This window comes from Acutalibacter intestini (genome assembly GCF_034334985.1).
Classification (GTDB): domain Bacteria; phylum Bacillota; class Clostridia; order Oscillospirales; family Acutalibacteraceae; genus Acutalibacter; species Acutalibacter intestini.
On record NZ_JAWXXL010000030.1, the window covers coordinates 23455 to 43376 of the forward strand.

Below are 19922 nucleotides of genomic sequence, written 5' to 3' on the forward strand. Positions count from 1 at the left end.
TGCATAATAGCATGTGGCGCCGCTAATTGTCAACTATATTTTCTGATGCAAGGTGACAATCTTGTGTCAAAAAGCCTCTGGGAACTTGTGTCCCAGAGGCTTTCACTCTTTATTTTCCCGGCTTAAAGCTGTCTTTCAGCTTGACAGAACGGTTGAACACCAAATGTTCCGGGGTACTGTCTTTGTTGTCCACACAGAAATAGCCCTGTCTCATAAACTGATAGCTCTCCCCCGACTTGGCTGTTTTCAAGGCCGCTTCCAGCTTACAGCCTGTAAGGATCTGTAGGGAATCGGAGCTCAAATAATCTAAGAAGTTCCCCTCGTCGGGGTTTTCCACTGTAAACAAATTGTCATACACCCGCACCTCGGCGTCCAGGGCCGTCTTTGCGTCCACCCAGTGCAGGGTAGCTCCCTTTATCTTGCGGCCATCAGCAGGGTCGCCGCCCCGGCTATTGGGGTCGTATTCTCCATAAACACAGGTGATGCGCCCTGTCTCGTCAGCTTCGTAGCCGGTACACTTTACAATATATGCTCCCTTCAACCGGCACTCCGGTCCCTCGGGGTACAGGCGCTTATACTTGGGCACCGGCTGGGGTAAGAAGTCCTCAGCCTCTATCCATAGTTCCCGAGAAAAGCTGACTTCCCGTTCCCCATCCTCAGGACGGTTGGGATTGTTCTCTACCATGAAAGTCTCGGTCCTATCCTCCTGGTAATTGGTAATCACCAGCTTTACTGGGTTCAGCACCGCCATGACCCGCTGAGCTGTCTCGTTCAGGTCCTCCCGCAGGCAATACTCCAAAAAGGCATACTCCACTGTGGAAGCGGCCTTAGATACGCCGTTCCTCATCGAGAAGTTTCGAATGGCCGCAGGTGTATAGCCCCGCCGGCGTAAACCGCAGAGGGTGGGCATACGGGGATCATCCCAGCCATCTACATATCCGTCCTCCACCAGAGTACGCAGCTTTCGTTTGCTCATCACCGTGTTGGTAACGCCCAACCGGGCAAACTCAATCTGCCGGGGCTTAGAGGGTAAAGTTACGTTCTGAATCACCCAGTCGTAAAAGGGCCGGTGGTCCTCAAACTCCAGGCTGCACAGGGAGTGGGTAATGTGCTCCATAGCGTCCTCAAAGGGATGAGCATAGTCATACATGGGGTAAATGCACCACTGGTCCCCGGTTCTGTGATGACGGGTGTGGTTGATCCGGTAGATTACCGGGTCCCGCATGTTAAAGTTGCCGGAAGCCAGGTCGATCTTTGCCCGTAAAGTCATGCAACCATCCTCAAACTCCCCAGCCCTCATCCGGCGAAACAGATCAAGACTTTCTTCCCGAGGCCGGTCTCGATACGGGCTTTTGGCTGGAGTGGTTAGATCACCGCGCATCTCCCGCATCTGCTCCTGAGTCAACTCGCACACATAGGCCAAGCCCTTTTCAATGAGCTCCTCGGCCCCTTTATACATTTCCTCAAAGAAGTCGGAGCCGTAGTAAAACCGGTCCTCCCAGTCGTAGCCCAGCCAATGGATATCCTCCTTAATAGCGTTAACATACTCCACATCCTCTTTGGTGGGGTTGGTGTCATCCATGCGCAGGTTACAGATGCCGCCAAAGCGTTCCGCTGTGCCAAAGTCTACATAAATGGCCTTAGCGTGGCCAATATGCAGGTAGCCGTTCGGTTCAGGGGGAAAACGGGTATGCACCTGCATCCCAGCGGTGCGCCCCCCTGGGGCCATGTCCTCCTTAATAAAATCGTCAATAAAATTGGTGCTAACTACCTCCGCGCTGTCTCTCTTATTCTCGCTCATATTTTCAGTTCCCTCTTTCTCTAGGATATAAAAGCATCCGATCCACTTATAGAATAGTATACACAATGATGGGTCTTTCCACGGTACGCAATATCCTCTTCCCGCCGGGTGCGGGAAAGACCGGCCTTTTCCATGACCCGAAAGCTGGCTGCATTTTCCTCAAAAGCTCCGGCGCAGACCTCTTGAATTCCTTGACCGAGCAAGGCCTCCACCGCCGCCCGGAACGCCTCGGTGGCATAGCCTTGTCCAAAGCAGCGGGGATGCAGAGCATACCCCAGCTCTACCCGGCCTCCCTCTATCTCCACGTCATTGATAAAGCCAATCAGGTCCCCGCCCCGGTAAATGCCCGCCGTATAGTGCTCTGGGCTTTGGGAAAGGTCCCGCAGCCGCCGGAACAGCTGGTCCGCCAGCTCTTCGCTGTCGATATCCGGCACCATGTAGGTCTTTTTGACCACATCGTCTTTCAATATCTCCACCACAGCGTCCCGGTCTCCGTCCGCCATAGGCTTCAGCTCCAGCCGTTGAGTTTTTGTTATAATCATGGCTCACCCCGCCAGCTTGTCCAGGCCGGCCCGCAGCCTGCCCAGGGCCTCTTCCCGGCCCAACACAGCTAATATCTCCATGGCGCCGCCTGGGGTCACCAGGGTCCCCGCTGCCGCAATGCGCACCGGCCACAGCAGAGTGCCATTCTTCACACCCAGGGTCTGAGCCAATTCCATTAAAGCTTTGTGTATGGCGTCTAGCTCCCAGCAAGGAAGCTGCTCCAATACGCCCAGCGCTGCCTTTAACATCTCTGGAGAGTTTTCTAAGTTGGTCTTGCTCTTTTTGTTCACAAAGAAATCCGCCGGGTAATCCGGCAACTTTTTGAAGAAGCCCAGCAGCTCTGGAATCTGGTTAAATTTAGTCAGCCGGGCCCGCAAAATGGCGTCCAGTACCGGCCAAGGCTTCTCTGCATCGCCAAAGACCTCTTGATAATAGGGCATAGCCTGGGAGCGGAAAGATTCTTCTCCCATAGCCTTGATATACTCTCCATTAAACCAGTTGAGCTTATCATAATCGAATACCGCCGGGGATTTGCTAATACCCTCCACAGAGAAGCGCTCTACCAACTCCTCCAGGGTAAACACCTCTTGGTTATCCTTTGGGCACCAGCCCAGCAGGGCGATATAGTTCGTGATAACCTGGGGCAGGTAGCCATCCGCAGCCAGCCCTTCAAAACTGGTAGAGCCATGACGCTTGGAAAGCTTGGAAACACTGCCATCCTCGTTTTTACCCATAATCAAAGGCAAGTGGATGTAGGTGGGGATCTCCCAGCCAAAGGCTTCATAGAGCAGATTATATTTGGGAGTAGAGGTCAGGTACTCACAGCCCCGAACCACGTGGGTAATCCCCATCAGGTGGTCGTCAATCACGTTAGCAAAATTGTAGGTGGGGTAGCCGTCCGCCTTTAGCAGCACCTGGTCCTCAATTTCTTTATTCTCAATGGTGATGTCCCCAAACACCGTATCGGAAAAGGCGGTGGCCCCCTCCAAAGGAACTTTTTGCCGGATTACATAAGGCGTGCCGGCCTCTAGCAACCGCCGCACCTCCTCTTTAGGCAGCTCTCGGCAATGGCGGTCGTATCCGCCAAACCCATCGGTATGCAGGCCCTCCAGCCGTTCCTTAGTACAAAAACAGTAGTAGGCCTTTCCCTCTTTCACCAGCTGCTCCGCGTAGGGCTTATAAACGCCCATGCGTTGGCTTTGGATATAAGGGGCGTATGCGCCGCCCACGTCCGGGCCTTCGTCATGTTGCAGCCCCACCTGCTGAAGCGTTTTGTATATTACCTCTACCGCGCCCTCTACCAGACGCTCCTGGTCTGTGTCCTCAATGCGCAAGACAAATTGTCCCCCCTGGCTCTTAGCCACCAAATAGGCATAAAGCGCTGTGCGCAGATTCCCCACATGCATAAACCCCGTGGGACTTGGCGCAAACCGTGTTCTTACTGCTCCCATAACAGAACTCCCTCTTCCTATATAAATCTTGGTAAAGACCTGCCAGCGCGGCCTTTCCAGGCAAAAATACTGGCACCATCACACTCGCATTTTCAGTACGGCCACTTACCTATAGCAATGGGTTCATTATACCACATATCCCATATTTTGCAAGAGTCAACACATGGTAATTCGTTTTCCCAGTGCAAAAAATGAATTTTTTGTGAATTTCCTCTTGTGTTCTCATGAAAATCATGGTAAAATTTGAAACAGTCAAAAAAATTTTGCAAGTTGATGCGTTAATTTGCTAAAAGGAGTGGACAATGGACAAACAACTTACCATCTGGATTGTTATAGGTATTTATGCCATTTTCATGTTAGCTGTGGGCATTCTCTATTCCCGCAAAGGGAATGACATGTCTGCGTTTACAGTAGGCGGACGCAGCGCGGGCGCCTGGATTTCCGCGCTCTCTTACGGCACTGCCTACTTCTCGGCGGTTATGTTTATTGGCTATTCCGGCGGCTCTGGATGGAGCTACGGCCTTTGGAGTGTGTTGGTAGGCTTGGGCAACGCCGTTTTTGGCTCGTTGCTGGCCTGGCTGGTGCTGGCGAACCGCACCCGAGAATATACCCGCCGCCATGATATTAAATCCATGCCTCAGCTCTTTGAAAAGCGTTTTCAAAGCCCGGGGATGCGGCTGTTTTCCTGCGTAGTGATCTTTCTATTTCTTATCCCCTACTCCGCGTCTGTTTATAAGGGGCTTACCAGCGTCTGCTCGGTAATTCTCGGCATCAACGAGCAGGTTTGTATGGTAATTATTGCCATTGCCTCGGCCATGCTGCTGGTGCTGGGTGGTTACATTGCCACCTTAAAGGCGGACTTTATTCAGGGGTTTGTTATGATGATCGGTGTTTCCGCCCTGATTGTTCTGGTGGTGCTTTCCCCTCAAGTAGGCGGTCTTGCCACCGGTCTTTCCAACATGATGGAGTATATGAAGTCCCACGAGATGGCCCCCCTGCCCGCTGGGTCTGCCGTGGCCCTTGTCTCTACCCTGCTGATGACCAGCTTTGGCACCTGGGGCTTGCCCCAGATGGTACATAAGTATTATGGCATCCGCGATAAACAAGAGGTCCGCCGGGGTACTGTTATTTCCACTGTGTTCGCCCTGCTGGTGGCCGGGGGCGGGTATTTTATCGGTTCACTGTCCCATCTGTTTTTCGGCGAGACCATGCCGGAAGGCGGCAAAGACTTTATTGTCCCCCTAATGCTGGACTCCGCGGGTCTGCCCAATCTATTGATTGGCGTTATTCTGGTTCTGCTCATCTCCGCCTCGGTCTCTACTCTTTCCAGCATTACCCTAACAGCTTGCTCTACGGTCTCTATGGACCTGGTCCAGTCTAACCTGGCCAAAAAAATGGATGACAAAAACCTAGCCGCTTTCACGCGAATTTTATGTCTGGCCTTTGTGGTCCTCAGCTATTTTATTGCCAACTACCCTACACCAATCCTGGAAATGATGTCCTACTCCTGGGGGATCATTTCTGGTTCTTTCTTAGCTCCTTATCTGCTCTCTCTGTACTGGAAGGGCATTAACCGTGCAGGCGCCTGGGCAGGTATGCTGGGCGGCTTCTTCACTGCGTTTCTACCGGCGGTCCTTTCTGGATTTACTACTCCCAACGGCCCCTTGTATGCATGCTTGGCCATGGTGGTTTCCTTTGTTCTGTGCTTTGTGGTAAGCAAAGTTGCCACTATATGTAAGTTTCCTGGCAGCGAACCTAATGATAGTTTTTACACCGCTTCGAAAAGCTAAGCGGTAGATTGTAAATTGAATAAATAAAGAGTTAGACTGCGAAACCAAAAGGCTTTTGCCTGTTTCGCAGTCTATTTTTTGCAAAATACTGAAAGCTTCCCTTAACTTGACGGTTTTCGTCAAAAAAATGAGGCACACCTCCTGGTAGTATACCTCATGTGTTGATAAGATTTAATATTATCATTACAAAAAAGGGATGCTTCGCATGAGAAAATTAAAATCACAGTCAAAAGCTTATCTGCATTATTATGTCAAACAAACCCGTAAGCAGCTAGGACTTACTCAGGAAGAGATGGCCGCGCGCTTATCCATGTCCACTCGCTCCTATAGCGACATTGAGCGGGGTAAATCCGGGTTTTCCGCCACGACCCTACTCCTTTTTCTTTCCTTGCTACAGGATGACAAAGAGATTTTAGACATTGTCCATGGTTTTGCAAAACAAGTCTTAGACCTGGAACGAGAGGAAGTGGCTTGACATGACGAAAGAGGAAATTATAAACGCCTATCTGTCCTGGCTGGACCGGCAGCCAGGACGCAGTATCCATCCATTTATTCCTTTTACCAACGAGGACGTGTTTGAGGACAGCACTCGAGTGATCAACCGGCTTTACTACGTTTTTCCTAAGTGGACCACCAACAAGGTGGAATGCTTTATCGTTTAAGAGGAAAACGAATTTAAGAAAGATGCCAATGGCGACTTATTCCTAACCCATACTAGTTTCCACTTTCAAAAAGAATGATGCCCAGAAGGTGGAAACTGCCTGATAAATATTAATCCCCGTCCCCGGCGCTGACCTTTGAACCATGATTTTCTGTTTTAAAACAGAGTCTAGAGCAGCTCTTTTATCATGATAAAGTCATCCATCACATACCCCCGGCCAATATCAGTAGTGACCGCGTCTACCGTTTCAAAACCGTAGTGAGAATACACCTGCGCAGCATGGCGGTTTCCCTTGTTCACGGTTAATCGAATCCGAGAAAGCCCTTCTTGCCGGCTGCGGTCCTCCGCCAACTTAAAGGCCTGCCTAACCCCACCCTGGCCCTGGTACTGGGGCAGAATGTATACCTTACTAAGAAACATCTCTTCCCGTCCTTGATATCGGGCTGCAAATCCCACAAACCCCCCGGGCTGATGGTCGAAGCAGATCAGGTAATACTCATAATGCTCCTTGGCCATCTGCTCTTTTACCGCCTGGGGAGACTGGAACTTTTCCACCATATAATCTACTTGTCCCTCTGGCAGCAGTTTGTCATAGGTCCAGTGCCACACCTGTTCCGCAATAGCGCACAGTGTGCCAATCTCCTCTTCTGTTGCCGCTCGTTTCAAAAGAATCTCCATAAAGCCGCTCCTTCACATCAGTGGGTCAGAAATTTCCCGGTAATTCCCTAAAAAGGAGAACCTGGGCAATTCCTGATTTAGGGCACAAATAAGGTCCAGGGTTTCGGGGTGATGGATATTCCCGGTGAAGTCCAGGTAAAAGTCGTACTCAAATTTACTGCCTGGAATAGGGCGGGACTCAATCTTTGTCAGGTTCAATCCACCTGCGGCAAATCGCTGCAAAACCCCATGCAGCGAGCCCGTGCTATGAGGCAGAGAGAAGCAAAGACTAATTTTATTAGCCTCTTCTGGCAGGCAGACTTCTTTTGAGACTGCTACAAACCGGGTGGTATTATTTTCCACATTTTGAATCCCCCGCTGTAAAATGACCAAGCCATAGCGCTGGGCCGCCTCTGCCGAGCAAATAGCCGCTGTTCCCGCCGGACGCTTCTGGGCCACATATTCCGCTGCCGCCGCTGTATTGGAAAACTCCACTGCCTTCAAACCATGGGTGTTGATATAATCGGAACACTGAGAAAGAGCTTGGGGGTGGGAGAGAACCTGGGTCACTGGGGCATTGCTATCTGCTACAGCAACGCAATGCTGGGCACGTACATCTACCGCGCCAACAATATAGAAGCGGTATCGCAACATAAGGTCATATACGGCGGTTACCGAGCCTGCCGCTGAATTCTCTACCGGCAGCACCCCTATAGCCCCAGCGTCCACTTCTTTAAACACCTGGCTAAACTCTGGAACAAATTCAATGACTGAGCCATCAAACAGCTTTCGTGCCGCTTGGTGGGAGTAAGCCCCCCGCACGCCCTGGCACACCACACGCTGGGGCCTGGGCTCAGTCCGCTGGGCAGTACGTTCCAGCTCCCGCAGGGCCGTACCCCCTTCTAAAAGTCCATGTTCTCTGGCACGGCTAATCGCCATCAAGCTTTGGAAAAAAGCCACCGCGCTGCCGCCGAACTCTCCGGCCTGGGAACGGACCCTTTCTAAAATTTCCTGTTCCCTTTGGACGTTTCGCACTGGCGCGCCTACTTGCCCTTTCAGCTTTGCCACCCGCTCTACACACCCCATCCGTTCTATAAACAGCGGTAACAGCTGGCTGTCGATATGGTCAATCCGTTCCCGTTCCTCTGCCAAACGGGCCTGGTATTCCTGTTCTGTCATGTGGTACCGTCCTCTCCGTTTATACTCAAACCAATTTAACACTAACACATCAAATCTGTGATTCCAAACATCATACTGTCTTGCTTGAAAGGTCTATCAAAGCAGCGGGATCTCTGGCAAAGCGGTCCCAGGTTCTGTTTTAGGCCGATGGCCTATCCAAGAGTCCGCTTTGGGCCAATAATTCCAGCACCGCCACACAAGCGGCAGCCTCTACCGCCACTGCGGCCCGGGGCACGATGCAGGGGTCATGCCGGCCGGTAACAGTCAGCTTACTTGGGGTCATAGAGGTCAAATTTATCGTGTCCTGTTCTCTGCCAATGGAGGGCGTTGGCTTGAACGCCGCCCGGAAAATTATGGGCATCCCATTGGTAATGCCCCCTAAAATGCCCCCCGCGTGGTTGGTGCGGGTCTTGACTTTATCACAAGATAGAAACATGGAGTCATTATTCTGGCTGCCCAGCAGCTCCGCCACGGAAAAGCCCGCGCCAAACTCCACTCCCTTTACAGCCGGGATGCCGAACACAAGGGATGCAATGAGATTTTCCGTCCCGCCGAACATAGGATTTCCCACCCCCACCGGCAAGCCGGTCACAGCACACTCTACCACACCACCTATGCTGTCTGCCTGTAGCCGGGCCCGCTGAATCTCCTCCCGCATTGTCTCTTTAGCCCTTGGGTCAATCACCGGAAAATACTCTTTACTCAGTCGCTCCAGCAGCTGAGGAGCGGGCTCCACTGGGTCAAAGGGCTGGTCCACCCCCCCGCCCACCCGGGAGACGTGAGATGCCACCAGAATCCCCCGCCGGGCCAGCATTTGCCGGGCTACTGCCCCGGCAAAGACCAGGGGCGCGGTCAACCTTCCGGAAAAGTGCCCGCCCCCGCGAACATCGTTGTGCCCGCCGTATTTTATAAAGGCTGTGTAGTCCGCATGACCAGGACGGGGCAGCACCCTTAGCTGGCTGTAATCTTTAGAGCGCTGGTTGGTATTTTCAATGATGGCGCACAGCGGCGCGCCCGTGGTTACCCCGTCTATTAGGCCGCAGAGCACTTTCGGCTGGTCGGTCTCCCGACGGGTGGTAGCGGTAGGGTCTTGTCCCGGCGCACGACGGGACATCTGCACCAGAACTTGCTCCCAGTCCAGTGCTTCTCCGGCAGGAAGACCGTCCAAGTTGACCCCAATGGCTGTGGTATGGCTACCGCCAAAAATGGACATCTTAATTCTTTCACCCCAGGTGGATGACATTCGCCTCGCCTCCTATTTGACGTAAATCTTCATAAAAATTCGGGTAGGTCTTCTGGATGCTCCAGGCGTCAGTCACCCGGACCGGCCCTGTGCTCCGTAGGCCTGCTCCTGCCAGGGCCATTACCACCCGGTGGTCGTTGCAGCCCTTAGCCACCCCGCCGGAACAGTTCTCGACCCCTTGGATCACCAGTTGGTCCTCTGTAGAGAACGCATGCCCACCCAGGGCGTTAATAGCCTCCTCCATAGCGGCCAACCGGTCGCTCTCCTTTAGGCGCAGCCGGCCGGCATTGATCATCCGGGTCTCCCCTTGGCTTAGGGCCGCACAGACCGACGCAGCCGGTACCATGTCGGTAATCTGAGATACATCTATCTCCTGTCCCCGCAGCCCACCAAAAGGCTGAGCAAAATGCTTATTTTGAGCTACCAAGCAGCCGGCCTCCCAATGTAGGTCTAGCCCAAAACCACAGAATACCTCCACACAAGCCCTATCTCCCTGTAAGGAGTGGGGGGATAGGCCAGCGATCTCCAGCCTTGCCCCAGTGGGTGAGAGTGCCGCCAGATTTAGGAAAAACGCCGCCTGTGACCAATCGCCCTCCACGGTGTACTCCATGGGCAAGTATCTCTGCCTCCCCGGGACTCGCCATCCCTGGGCAGTGGGCGTTACCGTAATACCGAAATCCTTCAGAACAGAAAGGGTCATATCCACATATCCACTGGACTCTAGGGGCGAAGTAAGGGACACTTCACTGTCCTCAGAAAGCAGCGGCAGGGCAAAAAGCAGCCCCGTTACAAACTGCGAGCTGATATTTCCTGGCAACGCGAAAGTTCCTGGGGTCAGTTGGCCCTCTATTTCCAGAGGAAGCCCGCCCTGGGTGCGAAATGTCACGCCATGAGCTGGCAGCAGGTCCGCATATACGCCAATCGGTCTCTCCGGCAAACGTCCCCGGCCAGTGAACCGCCATCTTCCCCCCAGCGCGGCGGCAATGGGTATGATAAACCGCAGCAAAGAACCGGATTCCCTGCAATCGACCTCGCCCCTCAAAACAGGCGCCCCAGGCTCTACCACTACCTCTTGAGAGTCCCGGTCAAAGTTGGCGTAAGCACCCAGTGCCCGCATTGCCCCCATGGTGGCAGAGATGTCTTCGCTGGCCGCCATATTGCCCAGTCTGCTTTTTCCCCCGGCCAACGCCGCACAAAGAAGCGCCCGGTGGGCGGCACTTTTACTGGGAGGTATATTCACTCGTCCACCCAAAAGACTTCTCCCATATTGCACCTGGTACATATTGTCCTCCTCTATTCAAAATTTACGATTTTTATGATTCATTATAGCAGTTATCCCGCTTGCTTGCAAGAAAAATCGGGGTAAGTCTGAGCTTGGGCGCTCTCTTTATTATACTCCATCTTGCTTTTTAGCTTATATTGCAGTAAAATGAGAAAAAAGGAGGCCGTACTTATGACAAATGAAGAAGCAAAAATTTCTGCCGGAGTCCTGTTTTGTCCCGGCGACCCAGAGCTACGGGCCATTAAGCGGAAAGCCCATAACCTAAATACCCAGTACAACGCTACCTTTGAGGATGAAACCGAAAAGCGGGCGGAAATTCTAAAGGAGCTGGTGGGAGAAATGGGAGAGGGCTCTTTTATTCAGGGGCCTATTGCCTTTCACTATGGCATACATACCCATATTGGAAAACGATTTTTTGGCAATTTCAACCTAACCATCCAGGACGACGCTTCGGTGACCATTGGAAACGACTGCAATTTTGGCCCCAACGTCACAATTGTCACCCCCATTCATCCTCTGCTTCCAGAGGAAAGAAAAGTACTCTACAACCGCGCCGGCGAACCCAAGCGCCTATGCTATGCCAAGCCTGTGGTGGTGGGCAGCGACTGCTGGTTTGGCGCCAACGTGGTGGTATGTCCCGGGGTAACGATTGGAGACGGCTGTGTAATCGGCGCTGGAAGCGTGGTTACCCGTGATATACCGGCCCACAGCTTTGCCGCCGGGAATCCCTGCCGGGTTATTCGCCCCATTACCCAGGAAGACAGTATGGAAAATAAGCCAGAAATCGCCGCCGGTTATACCGCCAAAAAGCCCGAATAATGAAAAGGCCGCAGAATGCTTTTATGAAACATCTGCGGCCTTTTTCATTAGAGATTATCATCTTTTTCAGCCAGCCGGACAATTAAGAGCAGATCTACCAGCCTAAGTTCGCCATCATTGTCCACATCCGCCGCCTCCCAGTGCGCCTGTGTTCGGAAAGTAGTCGCGCCTAAAAAGCACCTCTGCGCCAAAAGAACGTCCTCCCGGTCCACCTGGCCAGAGCCATCGCAGTCTCCAAATATGGCAATTTGTAGCCGCTGGCCTGTAATACTGTTTTCTACCATCATACCGGTTTTCATCTTACCGCCGGTTACCAGAACCTCCCCGTCGGTATAGACCAAAACCGGCTCTGGGCCACAGAGCTCCCGGACCTGGGTCAGTGTAGAACCACTGGGCAACATCAGGAAATTACCGTCAATGCGGGGTTCTCTGGCATTTGCAAGAATATCTGGGCTAGGTTGTCCATCATCAGGGGTAGGGCTCGGTTCCAGAGAAGGCCCCGCACTGGGAGAAGGTTCTTCCGTAGGCTCATTGGTAGGCGTAGGGTCTGTGCTGGGCTCAGGCTCTACTGTAGCTGGTGGGCTGGGTACCTCCTCTACGGGAGAAAATACACCCTCCACTATCTGAAACATCCCGTTTTCCATGGTCAAGATATAGGGGCCAGCCACTGCAATCACCCGGCCGTTTACCGCACAGGCCTCCTCCTGTTTTCCTTCCCAAGAGTACTTCCAAACCGTACTGTTCCCATCAGAGAGGTAAAAGCCTTCTTCTCCGCCCCAGCAGAAGTCCGGGTCCATCGCTGCACCGCTGAGCACCGGAACTATCTCTCCTTCTTCCAGCAGACAGATCGAACCGCTTTCATCCACGAAAGCCTCATCACCCAAAAGCTTTACCGGACTCAGGCAGGAATATCGTTCCATTTCCTCTTCTTGTCCACTTTTCCAACGGCAAAGAATCTGGTTCGAATAGGCATAAATCCATCCCCCAGGACTCACCGCCAGGTAGTCTATACAGTCCAAAGAGCTTTCCGCGCCGGTCTCATCCCCTGGGTAATAGGTAGTAAAGGATCCTTCCTGTACCGCTACGTACAACTCACCGCTGGAAGAAAACGCACATTGCTCTTCACTTCCCAGAGGCGCAAGAAAAAACTGGGTATATTCCGCGGCAGCGTCCATATCCAGACCTGCGTCCAAAGGAGTCAAAGTTTGTAGACCGTCACCAGCATTTAGCACCCATAGCTTTCCGCCAGAAACCGCGAGCTCTCTGGGAGAGTCTGTTAGCTGTAAAGGGTCGAATAGCCGGTCCGTCCCGTATACAGTGGCCCCATCTCCCTCTTGAAAAGCCAGAAAAAACTTGTCCTCAGAGCAGTCAAATAAAAGGAGCCTTTTCCCTTCCGGGTCTATGACGGCAAGAGGCTCCAAGTTCACCGGTCTGACCGTCCCCTGAAACAAAGCAAAGACCATCACTAGAAGCCATAATATCGCTAACTTTATCTTGGCCTCAAGCCTTGGCACCCTCTCTGTGGTGGTTCTGTCTTTCATGCCCAGCCCTCCTTACTTTCCCATTCACAGTCATTTTCCCGGGCATCCCCTAATCAGCCAAAATGGCCAAAGATTGGCGGTTGACCTACAAGGCGCTTCTGCCTGGATTAACGGAATGGAATGCTACCGAAGTTGATATGAAGATTGCTTTTCAAACAGAGTAGAAACCCGTCAACAATTACCAAATGCAATACTGTCATAAGTATATTTTTAGTTTATATGCTATTCCATTTCTTGTCAAGCAGTCAACACGATTTTTCTTCTCATTTTTTGTATAATGTGATACATTTTCACAAATTCAATAAAATGACTAAAAGTCAAATTTATCTCTTGCGCGAAGGACAAACCTGCGTTATAATAGAGGAAAAACTGGAAGAGGGCGATACCATGGGAAAAGTGCAGGAAAACAAACAGCAAAAGCGCCAGGCCCTGTTGGACGCCGCATACGACCTGTTTTTAGAGCAGGGACTGAACAAGACCAGCATTGACAGTATTGTTCATCGCGCAAAGGTGGCAAAGGGTACCTTCTATTTGTATTTTTCCGATAAGGACGCCATTTTGCAGGCTCTCATGTGGCGCATCAGCGAACACATCTTTGACGAAGCCTTAGCAGAGGTTGCCAAACTGGGACAAGTTCCTTTTAGCCAAAAGGAGCTTGCTCTTGTAGACTACATCATTGAGTACCTGCGCCGCAACTCTTTCTTGCTGCGGCTTATCCGCCACAGCCTGCGCTGGCCCAGCATCGACCAGTTAGACAGCGGAGAGCCGCCCGCTCTATTTGCCAAAGTGTTTCATGTAATTCGAGCCTGTCCAGAAATGGCAGGCCGAAATGAGCGAGAGCTCTACCAGCGGCTGACCGCCATTGTCAGCATGTGTATCAGCGTCTGCTATGGATGCGTTATTGAGCATAGTCCCGACACTCTGGACAACATGAAGCCTGTGCTGTATGACATTATCAAAAAGAGCCTTTAAGGAGATTTTTATGAATTATCCTCTTCTGTTAGCCCAGGCTGCTGCCCTAGTGGAGAACGAACGCCACCCAGTGCCGAACCTGGCCAATCTTTCCGCTTTGCTTTGGGAACACATGGACGGTATCAACTGGGCGGGGTTTTACCTTACTGTGAAGGAGGAGCTGCTTTTGGGCCCTTTTCAGGGAAAACCAGCCTGCATCCGTATTCCCTGGGGGCAGGGTGTTTGTGGCACGGCTGCCGCGCAAGGGAAGGTCCTAGTAGTGCCAGATGTGCACTCCTTCTCCGGACACATCGCCTGTGATAGCTCCAGCCGTTCGGAAATTGTCGCGCCACTGCTATATGAGAACCGGGTGGTGGGAGTGCTGGACATAGACAGTCCCATGTTAGCCCGTTTCACACCTGAGGACGCGGCTGGACTGGAGCAACTAGCCCAGTTGGCTGCGGCTGCCTGCGACTGGAACCTATTCGCGTAATGCGGGGAATTCTAGAGAGGGTCTCCCCCACCGCCAAGCTGGCTCTAATTTTGTGCGCCGCTCAGCTGCCTCTTCTTCGCCGAATGACAAGCGGACCACAGTACATCACGGTCCATAGAACTCCCGCGATTAGCGGAATTCCCAGCAAATATCCTGGACTGCCCAGCCAGCTCTCGAACCAAGCCAGAGGGTTGTTTTCTCCAGCCCGGGCCAGAAACATAAAATTGGTCCCAAACGCCTGGTTGAAAAAGTAGATTCCTACCGCCACTAAAAAAGCGACCGGAAGCACTTTTGCCAGCCGCTGAAAGCAGGGCGAAAATCCTCCGCAGAGCAGTAAAACTGGATATAATAACAGCAAAATATGGGCGGTAAAGCTATGAATGCACAGCGCGTTGGCCAAGGGCAGATAGGCCCAGCCTGGAAATATCAGAGCTAGCAGCGCCCCAGGCAGACACACAGCATACAGTACCTCTCGCAGGCACTGGCTAGGGCGAATGGCGTCTGTTGCAATGAGAAAAATATTAACGCTGCATAAGTGCAGCGGAAGAAACGACAGACGAAAGTTTCCGCTGCGCAGGGCAATATAATATTTAAGCAGTTCATCAACCACCAGAAGAACCGCCACTGCCCGCCGCGCGGTCCGGCGGAAGCTTTCTCCCCAACCGCGGTAAAGCCTGCCTAAAAACAAGCACAGGCCAAAGGCCAGGGCGATCCATAAAAGATGTCCGACGCACCAGGGACGGAAGCCCGCCCCTGGCGGTATAGTATATTCTGTATCCCAAAAAAATGATGTGTTTATCATAGCGAATAGGTCTCCAGCCTTTGCTCCCTTACACCGGGGGGAAGCACCCCTCACTTTTTTACATGAATGCGGCAAACACAGTTGAAGAAAAAAAGAAGCGTTTCCTTTTTACACAAATCTTTAAGATGAGAGCGCCGCACAAAGAACTTCCTCTCTGTACGACGCCCTCTCTTTTATTATTGGCAAATTAGACCCGCTCTATGCTTTTTTGAAAGCCTCTATTTTAGGCACAGCAGCACTGTTTCGTTAGGATAACTTCTCCTGTACAGCTGGGCTCGTCGCGGATGATTTCTCCCACACAGGGCACATAGATGCGGCCGGACTGCGGATTTTTAACGCTTACAATCGGCGCCGTCAGAGTAGCCTCAACTTGGGAGCGCTCAAAGCTCAAGTCTGTGTCAACCATCTGGCAATTTACAAGCTTTAGGCCCTTGCAGTAGCACAAAGGCTGGGTGCCGATGATCTTACAATTTTCAAAGGTAACGTTCTCGCAGTACCAGGCCAAATACTCGCCCTTTATAGTACTATTTCGTACCGTCACATTTTTTGCGTGCCAAAAAGCGTCTTTGGTATCAAACTTACAGTTTTCAAAGCTGGAATTCTCAATGTACTGGAAAGAGTACTTGCCCTTTAGGGTGACTCCGTCAAAACGCAGTCCGTCAGAGCGCATCATAAAATATTCGCTCTCTGCCCTACAGTCCTTCATCTCCACATCATGAACCGACCAGCCGAACTCTGGGGAAATAATATCGCAGTCCCGCATTTTGATGTCTCCACATTCCCGCAGGGCTTTGATTCCGTGAAGTTTGGTGCGGGTCATCTCCACATGGTGGGAATACCACAGCGCCGCCCGACACAGCGGGGTCATTTCAGAGTCTGTGATGGTTAGGCTCTCATCATGCCAAAAGGGATAGCGCAGGTTAAAAAAGCAATGCTCCACCACAATGCCGCAGCCTTCTTTAAAGGCGCTTTCTCCATCGGCGGGTCCGTCAAAAGCACAGTTTTTTACCAGCATATCTCGTGCGCCATATAAAGCGCGTTCTTGGTCAAAGGTTTTATTCTCTACAGTGGTCATGACAACGCTCCTTTTTTCAGCTGGATATAAGTCAGCATTTTTTAATGTCTACCATTATACTCCACTTTCACAAAAAATGCAAATGCTTCTCTCTTATACTTTGTCATGCTCTGTAGGCATCGTTCTATTTTTTCTCTTGATCCTCTTCCCTTTCCGCCTGAGGGACCTGAGCCCTCCGCTGTTCTTTTTGCATATCTTGTATCAGTTTCTTTTGCTGTTCCCGGCGCTCCCGTGCCTGCCGGCGAGGCCGAGCTGTACACAAAAGGATAATACCCACAATGGCCAAGAGGAGAACTAGGGTGGGCAGATGCACCACCAAGAACAGCCCCAGCTCCTGGAAAAACCTTCCCAGATCCCGGGCGTTCTCTTTCATGCCAGACCACGCCCTGCTCATCCAGCTTTCTGGCTCGGGCTGGGTTAGGTCCGCCACCTCCCGCAAGTTTAGATAAACCGTGCTGTAGTCGATCTGATTGTCGTAGACCCGTAAGGTGGATTCATAGCTTTGCAGCTGGGCCCGCACCGTGGCCAGCCTGTCCTCTATGTTGAGGATGTCCTCCAGACTTTTGGCCTCCTCTAGCAGCTCCAAAAGCCGGCCTTCCTCTACCCGCAGAGCCTGACGGTAGCTCTCTGCATCCACATAGTTCAGGGTTACGTCCTCTTCCTGGCGGGAACGGGTAACAATATTACAATTTTCTCCCACAGTTTCCAAAAAATGATTCAGCTGCTGGGCGGGCACCCGCAAGGTCATCTGACAGCTGCGGTTATGACTACCATAGGAATCCATCTCCGAAGATTCCACATAGCCTTCTACCTGTTGCAGCTCTTCCTCCAGCCAGATAAGAAAGCTATCATATTCTTTGGTCTCTGCGCCTAAGTGCACAGTAGTAATCAGCTTTCGATGATCTCGGGGACGCACCCCTTCTGTAGATTCAGGCGTGGACTCAAATCCCCGTTCCACCTCCTCCACAGCGGCCGAGCTGGTACTGCCGGTTTCCTGGGCCGCATATGCGTTGCTCTTGTCCCCACCGTTTCCTGCACAGGCGGAGAGGCTGAACACCAGCAGAATTACCAGACTCATCCCCAGGACAGCTCTTAATTGCATCAGACGCTTTCTCATAAGCACACTCTCCTTTTCTTGATATTCTCACCAAAAGTATAGCAAGACAGGAGAATCTTTTCAACACAAATTGCAGGATTGTAACCTAAACTTACTAAATTGTAATGAGTCCCTTCAAAACTTTACCTTGTGCTTATGGTTGGCTCCTAAAACGCCGCCGATAACTCCGCCCAGCAGCACGGCCGCGGCCTTTCCCGCGCCGCCCAGGCCTGGCTGTACCTGATACAAGCATACTGAAACTAGCGCGGCGCACACCAGCAGCAAGGCGCCTCCTGACAAGCCCAGCAGTAGGCCCTTCTCTCGAACGGAAAGAGAAGACAGGAACCCGCCCAAAAAGGCCGCAACACATCCTATTAGGGTGGTAATCAACGCTAAACTTCCCCTGGGCAGAGATGCGGAGCGGCACACAAAAAAGGCCGCAACAGCCAGCAGCAGCGCACTAATCCCCAGGGTAATAAACGCGGAGAGAAGAAATGCCTTGAACCATTTCATAACAAAAAGACCTCACAGCTTTTTTAGTATGGTACATACGCTAAGTATGATACATCCTTATGAGCTGCGGGGCCCTCTTATTCATAAAACCATCAAATCATTTTACAAGCTTTTAGGCATCGTCTTCATGCACAGTCTCTACGCTGCCAATGGCCCAGCGCTTCACCCGCAGCTTTGATTTATCGCTGCCTGTTTCGATGATTACAGACTCAGACTCATCCTTTACCGCGACGATGCGTCCGCAGATTCCGCCAATGGTAGTAATCTCGTCTCCCACCTGGGCGTTTTTGCGCATTTCAGCCTCTTTTTTCTTCTTTTTGTTCTGCGGGCGGAAAAAGATAAAATAAAGCGCTACAAAAAACAGGCCATACACCAAAAGCATAATGATCAGGCTCATTCCACCGCCCTGTGCCGCCGCCGCGTCCAATAGATTCAGGTTAGACATTTTGTTTTGTACACATCCCTTCCAATGATTACAACTGATTATAGCAGGAAAGCCTGAAACATGCAAGTAAATTTGTAAAAATCCACTTTTGTTTTTCCCACGGCTAAATCCGACGGGCCAAGGGCCCTATGTTCGCATTGAAAAATTCTTCAAAGCGGTCCTGGTCCAGAGCATCACGTATCTGCCGTAACAAATTATTATAAAAAAACAAATTATGCATCACTGTTAACCGCAAGGCCAGCATTTCTCCCGCCTTGAATAAATGGTGGATATACGCCCGGGTAAAGCGTCTGCACACCGGGCACTGGCAGTTTTCGTCTAGGGGAGCTTGGTCCAAAACATACTTGGCGTTCATCATGTTCCGGCACCCCTGCTGGGTAAAGGCATGACCGTGGCGGGCGTTACGGCTAGGCATGACACAGTCAAACAAGTCCACTCCCCGGCGGACCGCCTCCAGAATATTGGCCGGGGTGCCCACGCCCATCAGATAGCGGATCTTGTCTTTCGGCATATAAGGCTCAATGGCCTCAATCATAGCGTACATTTCTTCTGTGGGCTCCCCTACCGCCAGGCCGCCGATACCATAGCCATCCAACTCCATATCCGCGATGCGCTTCATATGCTCTACCCGCAGGTCTGCAAAGGTGCAGCCCTGGTTAATGCCAAACAGCAGCTGCTGGGGGTTGAGGGTACCCTCCAGGGCGTTTAGCCGGGCCATCTCTGCCTTGCAGCGTTCCAGCCAGCGGGCTGTGCGGGCACAAGAATTTTTGGCGTATTGATATTCCGCCGGATTCTCCACACACTCGTCAAAGGCCATAGCAATGGTAGATCCCAGGTTAGACTGGATACGCATACTTTCCTCTGGCCCCATAAAAATTTTGTGGCCGTCAATATGGGAGGCAAAGGTGACCCCCTCTTCCCGGATATTCCGAAGCTTGGCCAAAGAGAACACCTGAAAACCGCCGCTATCGGTAAGTACCGGACCGTCCCAGCCGGTAAACTGCCGCACGCCCCCCAGCTGCTTCACCACCTGGTCTCCTGGACGCAGGTGCAGGTGATAGGTGTTGCACAGCTGCACCTGGCAGTCCAGCTCTTTCAGGTCATAGGCGGACACCGCCCCTTTAATGGCCCCTGCGGTGGCCACGTTCATAAAAGCTGGGGTTTGTATCGTCCCATGAACTGTTGAAAACTCTCCCCGCCGGGCTTTGCCAGCATTTTTGATTAGTTTGTACATAAAAGAACTCCTTATCACAATTTATCTTTTCTGTCATCCAGCTATGGTATCTATCTAATATCAGGGCTGGTCTTTCTCTACATTCTAAAATAAGCTCATCTGCTTTCCTTGCTCTCGGCTCTTCCCCATACGGGCTTCTCCTCTATCAACCAGTTCCTGGGGCAGTTCATGGAGAAACGCGGAAGGCTCTTGGGTATAGGTCAGGATTAGTGCCTCCTTTGCCCTGGTAAGAATCTGTTTAGCATCTATTTAAGAGCAGACGAATAAAGGCAAGAGAAAACATTTGAAAAGAGTTCTGTAATTTACGTTCGCAGTTTTTCCAGAGTCTCCGACATTTGTCGAGCCA

20 protein-coding genes and 1 pseudogene are annotated in these 19922 nt (G+C 51.7%); 6 read left to right on the plus strand and 15 right to left on the minus strand.

From position 1 onward, the window contains the following. Window positions 1-109: 109 nt before the first annotated feature. Genes U8U68_RS16655 through gltX form a run of 3 tightly spaced genes read right to left on the minus strand, consistent with a single transcriptional unit; the run spans window position 110 to window position 3795 of the window. The gene (locus U8U68_RS16655) at window positions 110-1801 is read right to left on the minus strand and encodes a glutamine--tRNA ligase/YqeY domain fusion protein (protein WP_322202800.1); all 1692 of its coding nucleotides are present in this window, start codon (window positions 1799-1801) and stop codon (window positions 110-112) included. Between the two features lie 20 nt (window positions 1802-1821). Then, a complete protein-coding gene (locus tag U8U68_RS16660; RefSeq protein WP_322202802.1) occupies window positions 1822-2343 on the minus strand; it encodes a GNAT family N-acetyltransferase in 522 nt (173 codons plus the stop codon). 3 nt (window positions 2344-2346) lie between these two features. Continuing rightward, window positions 2347-3795 carry a glutamate--tRNA ligase gene (gene gltX / locus U8U68_RS16665; RefSeq protein WP_322202804.1) on the minus strand — a complete coding sequence of 483 codons (1449 nt, stop codon included), beginning with the start codon at window positions 3793-3795 and terminating at the stop codon, window positions 2347-2349. A 302-nt stretch (window positions 3796-4097) separates the two neighbouring features. Here gltX and U8U68_RS16670 point away from each other — a divergent pair, with 302 nt between their 5' ends. The 3 genes from U8U68_RS16670 to U8U68_RS16680 all read left to right on the plus strand — a co-directional run bounded on the left by U8U68_RS16670 (window position 4098) and on the right by U8U68_RS16680 (window position 6247). Further along, the gene (locus U8U68_RS16670) at window positions 4098-5585 is read left to right on the plus strand and encodes a sodium:solute symporter family protein (RefSeq protein WP_322202806.1); all 1488 of its coding nucleotides are present in this window, start codon (window positions 4098-4100) and stop codon (window positions 5583-5585) included. A gap of 205 nt (window positions 5586-5790) precedes the next feature. Continuing rightward, window positions 5791-6060 carry a helix-turn-helix transcriptional regulator gene (locus U8U68_RS16675; RefSeq protein ID WP_322202808.1) on the plus strand — a complete coding sequence of 90 codons (270 nt, stop codon included), beginning with the start codon at window positions 5791-5793 and terminating at the stop codon, window positions 6058-6060. A 1-nt stretch (window position 6061) separates the two neighbouring features. Continuing rightward, the gene (locus U8U68_RS16680; protein ID WP_322202810.1) at window positions 6062-6247 is read left to right on the plus strand and encodes a hypothetical protein; all 186 of its coding nucleotides are present in this window, start codon (window positions 6062-6064) and stop codon (window positions 6245-6247) included. A 167-nt stretch (window positions 6248-6414) separates the two neighbouring features. Here U8U68_RS16680 and U8U68_RS16685 read toward each other — a convergent pair whose 3' ends face one another. The 4 genes from U8U68_RS16685 to aroA form a co-directional block, all read right to left on the minus strand. Continuing rightward, a complete protein-coding gene (locus U8U68_RS16685) occupies window positions 6415-6924 on the minus strand; it encodes a GNAT family N-acetyltransferase (RefSeq protein WP_322202812.1) in 510 nt (169 codons plus the stop codon). A gap of 12 nt (window positions 6925-6936) precedes the next feature. Then, a complete protein-coding gene (locus U8U68_RS16690; RefSeq protein ID WP_322202814.1) occupies window positions 6937-8082 on the minus strand; it encodes a bifunctional chorismate mutase/prephenate dehydratase in 1146 nt (381 codons plus the stop codon). A gap of 139 nt (window positions 8083-8221) precedes the next feature. Further along, complete coding sequence (gene aroC, locus U8U68_RS16695) at window positions 8222-9325, minus strand: chorismate synthase (protein ID WP_322202816.1); 1104 nt, start codon at window positions 9323-9325, stop codon at window positions 8222-8224. After that, window positions 9306-10607: a 3-phosphoshikimate 1-carboxyvinyltransferase gene (gene aroA / locus U8U68_RS16700; RefSeq protein WP_322202818.1), complete on the minus strand. Its 1302-nt coding sequence runs from the start codon at window positions 10605-10607 to the stop codon at window positions 9306-9308. The genes aroC and aroA overlap by 20 nt, the downstream gene beginning before the upstream one ends. 171 nt (window positions 10608-10778) lie before the next feature. Between aroA and U8U68_RS16705 the strand changes: the two genes are divergently transcribed. Beyond that, window positions 10779-11426 (plus strand): sugar O-acetyltransferase, encoded by a 648-nt coding sequence (locus U8U68_RS16705; protein WP_322202820.1) that lies wholly within the window; start codon window positions 10779-10781, stop codon window positions 11424-11426. A 47-nt stretch (window positions 11427-11473) separates the two neighbouring features. Here the strand turns inward: U8U68_RS16705 and U8U68_RS16710 are convergent, their stop codons facing one another. Next, on the minus strand, window positions 11474-12967 hold the full coding sequence (locus U8U68_RS16710; protein WP_322202822.1) for a dockerin type I repeat-containing protein: 1494 nt from the start codon (window positions 12965-12967) through the stop codon (window positions 11474-11476). Window positions 12968-13354: 387 nt separating this feature from the next. On the opposite strand from U8U68_RS16710, the gene U8U68_RS16715 reads away from it, so the two are divergent. Further along, window positions 13355-13939, plus strand: a complete 585-nt coding sequence (locus U8U68_RS16715; protein ID WP_322202824.1) for a TetR/AcrR family transcriptional regulator — start codon at window positions 13355-13357, stop codon at window positions 13937-13939. A gap of 10 nt (window positions 13940-13949) precedes the next feature. Continuing rightward, on the plus strand, window positions 13950-14411 hold the full coding sequence (locus U8U68_RS16720; protein ID WP_322202826.1) for a GAF domain-containing protein: 462 nt from the start codon (window positions 13950-13952) through the stop codon (window positions 14409-14411). A 61-nt stretch (window positions 14412-14472) separates the two neighbouring features. On the opposite strand, the gene U8U68_RS16725 is transcribed toward U8U68_RS16720, so the two are convergent. From U8U68_RS16725 to U8U68_RS16755, 7 genes and pseudogenes are all read right to left on the minus strand, one after another. Then, on the minus strand, window positions 14473-15213 hold the full coding sequence (locus tag U8U68_RS16725) for a YwaF family protein (protein ID WP_322202828.1): 741 nt from the start codon (window positions 15211-15213) through the stop codon (window positions 14473-14475). Window positions 15214-15436: 223 nt separating this feature from the next. Further along, on the minus strand, window positions 15437-16288 hold the full coding sequence (locus U8U68_RS16730; protein ID WP_322202830.1) for a DUF3737 family protein: 852 nt from the start codon (window positions 16286-16288) through the stop codon (window positions 15437-15439). Between the two features lie 124 nt (window positions 16289-16412). Continuing rightward, window positions 16413-17405: a DUF4349 domain-containing protein gene (locus U8U68_RS16735; protein ID WP_322202832.1), complete on the minus strand. Its 993-nt coding sequence runs from the start codon at window positions 17403-17405 to the stop codon at window positions 16413-16415. Between the two features lie 114 nt (window positions 17406-17519). Next, complete coding sequence (locus tag U8U68_RS16740; RefSeq protein ID WP_322202834.1) at window positions 17520-17897, minus strand: TIGR04086 family membrane protein; 378 nt, start codon at window positions 17895-17897, stop codon at window positions 17520-17522. A 112-nt stretch (window positions 17898-18009) separates the two neighbouring features. Then, window positions 18010-18342, minus strand: a complete 333-nt coding sequence (gene yajC / locus U8U68_RS16745; RefSeq protein ID WP_322202836.1) for a preprotein translocase subunit YajC — start codon at window positions 18340-18342, stop codon at window positions 18010-18012. A 103-nt stretch (window positions 18343-18445) separates the two neighbouring features. Then, window positions 18446-19576 (minus strand): tRNA guanosine(34) transglycosylase Tgt, encoded by a 1131-nt coding sequence (gene tgt, locus U8U68_RS16750; RefSeq protein WP_322202838.1) that lies wholly within the window; start codon window positions 19574-19576, stop codon window positions 18446-18448. Between the two features lie 238 nt (window positions 19577-19814). Further along, window positions 19815-19922, minus strand: a pseudogene (locus U8U68_RS16755) (IS5/IS1182 family transposase); the annotation flags it as partial.

Coding starts and splice junctions, on each gene's coding strand:
- U8U68_RS16675 (WP_322202808.1), top strand. CDS start 5,791: ATGAGAAAATTAAAATCACAGTCAAAAGCTTATCTGCATTATTATGTC.
- U8U68_RS16730 (WP_322202830.1), bottom strand. CDS start 16,288: ATGACCACTGTAGAGAATAAAACCTTTGACCAAGAACGCGCTTTATAT.
- U8U68_RS16685 (WP_322202812.1), bottom strand. CDS start 6,924: ATGGAGATTCTTTTGAAACGAGCGGCAACAGAAGAGGAGATTGGCACA.
- U8U68_RS16715 (WP_322202824.1), top strand. CDS start 13,355: ATGGGAAAAGTGCAGGAAAACAAACAGCAAAAGCGCCAGGCCCTGTTG.
- U8U68_RS16655 (WP_322202800.1), bottom strand. CDS start 1,801: ATGAGCGAGAATAAGAGAGACAGCGCGGAGGTAGTTAGCACCAATTTT.
- aroA (WP_322202818.1), bottom strand. CDS start 10,607: ATGTACCAGGTGCAATATGGGAGAAGTCTTTTGGGTGGACGAGTGAAT.
- U8U68_RS16735 (WP_322202832.1), bottom strand. CDS start 17,405: ATGAGAAAGCGTCTGATGCAATTAAGAGCTGTCCTGGGGATGAGTCTG.
- U8U68_RS16680 (WP_322202810.1), top strand. CDS start 6,062: ATGACGAAAGAGGAAATTATAAACGCCTATCTGTCCTGGCTGGACCGG.
- tgt (WP_322202838.1), bottom strand. CDS start 19,576: ATGTACAAACTAATCAAAAATGCTGGCAAAGCCCGGCGGGGAGAGTTT.
- gltX (WP_322202804.1), bottom strand. CDS start 3,795: ATGGGAGCAGTAAGAACACGGTTTGCGCCAAGTCCCACGGGGTTTATG.
- U8U68_RS16725 (WP_322202828.1), bottom strand. CDS start 15,213: ATGATAAACACATCATTTTTTTGGGATACAGAATATACTATACCGCCA.
- U8U68_RS16710 (WP_322202822.1), bottom strand. CDS start 12,967: ATGAAAGACAGAACCACCACAGAGAGGGTGCCAAGGCTTGAGGCCAAG.
- aroC (WP_322202816.1), bottom strand. CDS start 9,325: ATGTCATCCACCTGGGGTGAAAGAATTAAGATGTCCATTTTTGGCGGT.
- U8U68_RS16720 (WP_322202826.1), top strand. CDS start 13,950: ATGAATTATCCTCTTCTGTTAGCCCAGGCTGCTGCCCTAGTGGAGAAC.
- U8U68_RS16690 (WP_322202814.1), bottom strand. CDS start 8,082: ATGACAGAACAGGAATACCAGGCCCGTTTGGCAGAGGAACGGGAACGG.
- U8U68_RS16705 (WP_322202820.1), top strand. CDS start 10,779: ATGACAAATGAAGAAGCAAAAATTTCTGCCGGAGTCCTGTTTTGTCCC.
- U8U68_RS16670 (WP_322202806.1), top strand. CDS start 4,098: ATGGACAAACAACTTACCATCTGGATTGTTATAGGTATTTATGCCATT.
- yajC (WP_322202836.1), bottom strand. CDS start 18,342: ATGTCTAACCTGAATCTATTGGACGCGGCGGCGGCACAGGGCGGTGGA.
- U8U68_RS16740 (WP_322202834.1), bottom strand. CDS start 17,897: ATGAAATGGTTCAAGGCATTTCTTCTCTCCGCGTTTATTACCCTGGGG.
- U8U68_RS16660 (WP_322202802.1), bottom strand. CDS start 2,343: ATGATTATAACAAAAACTCAACGGCTGGAGCTGAAGCCTATGGCGGAC.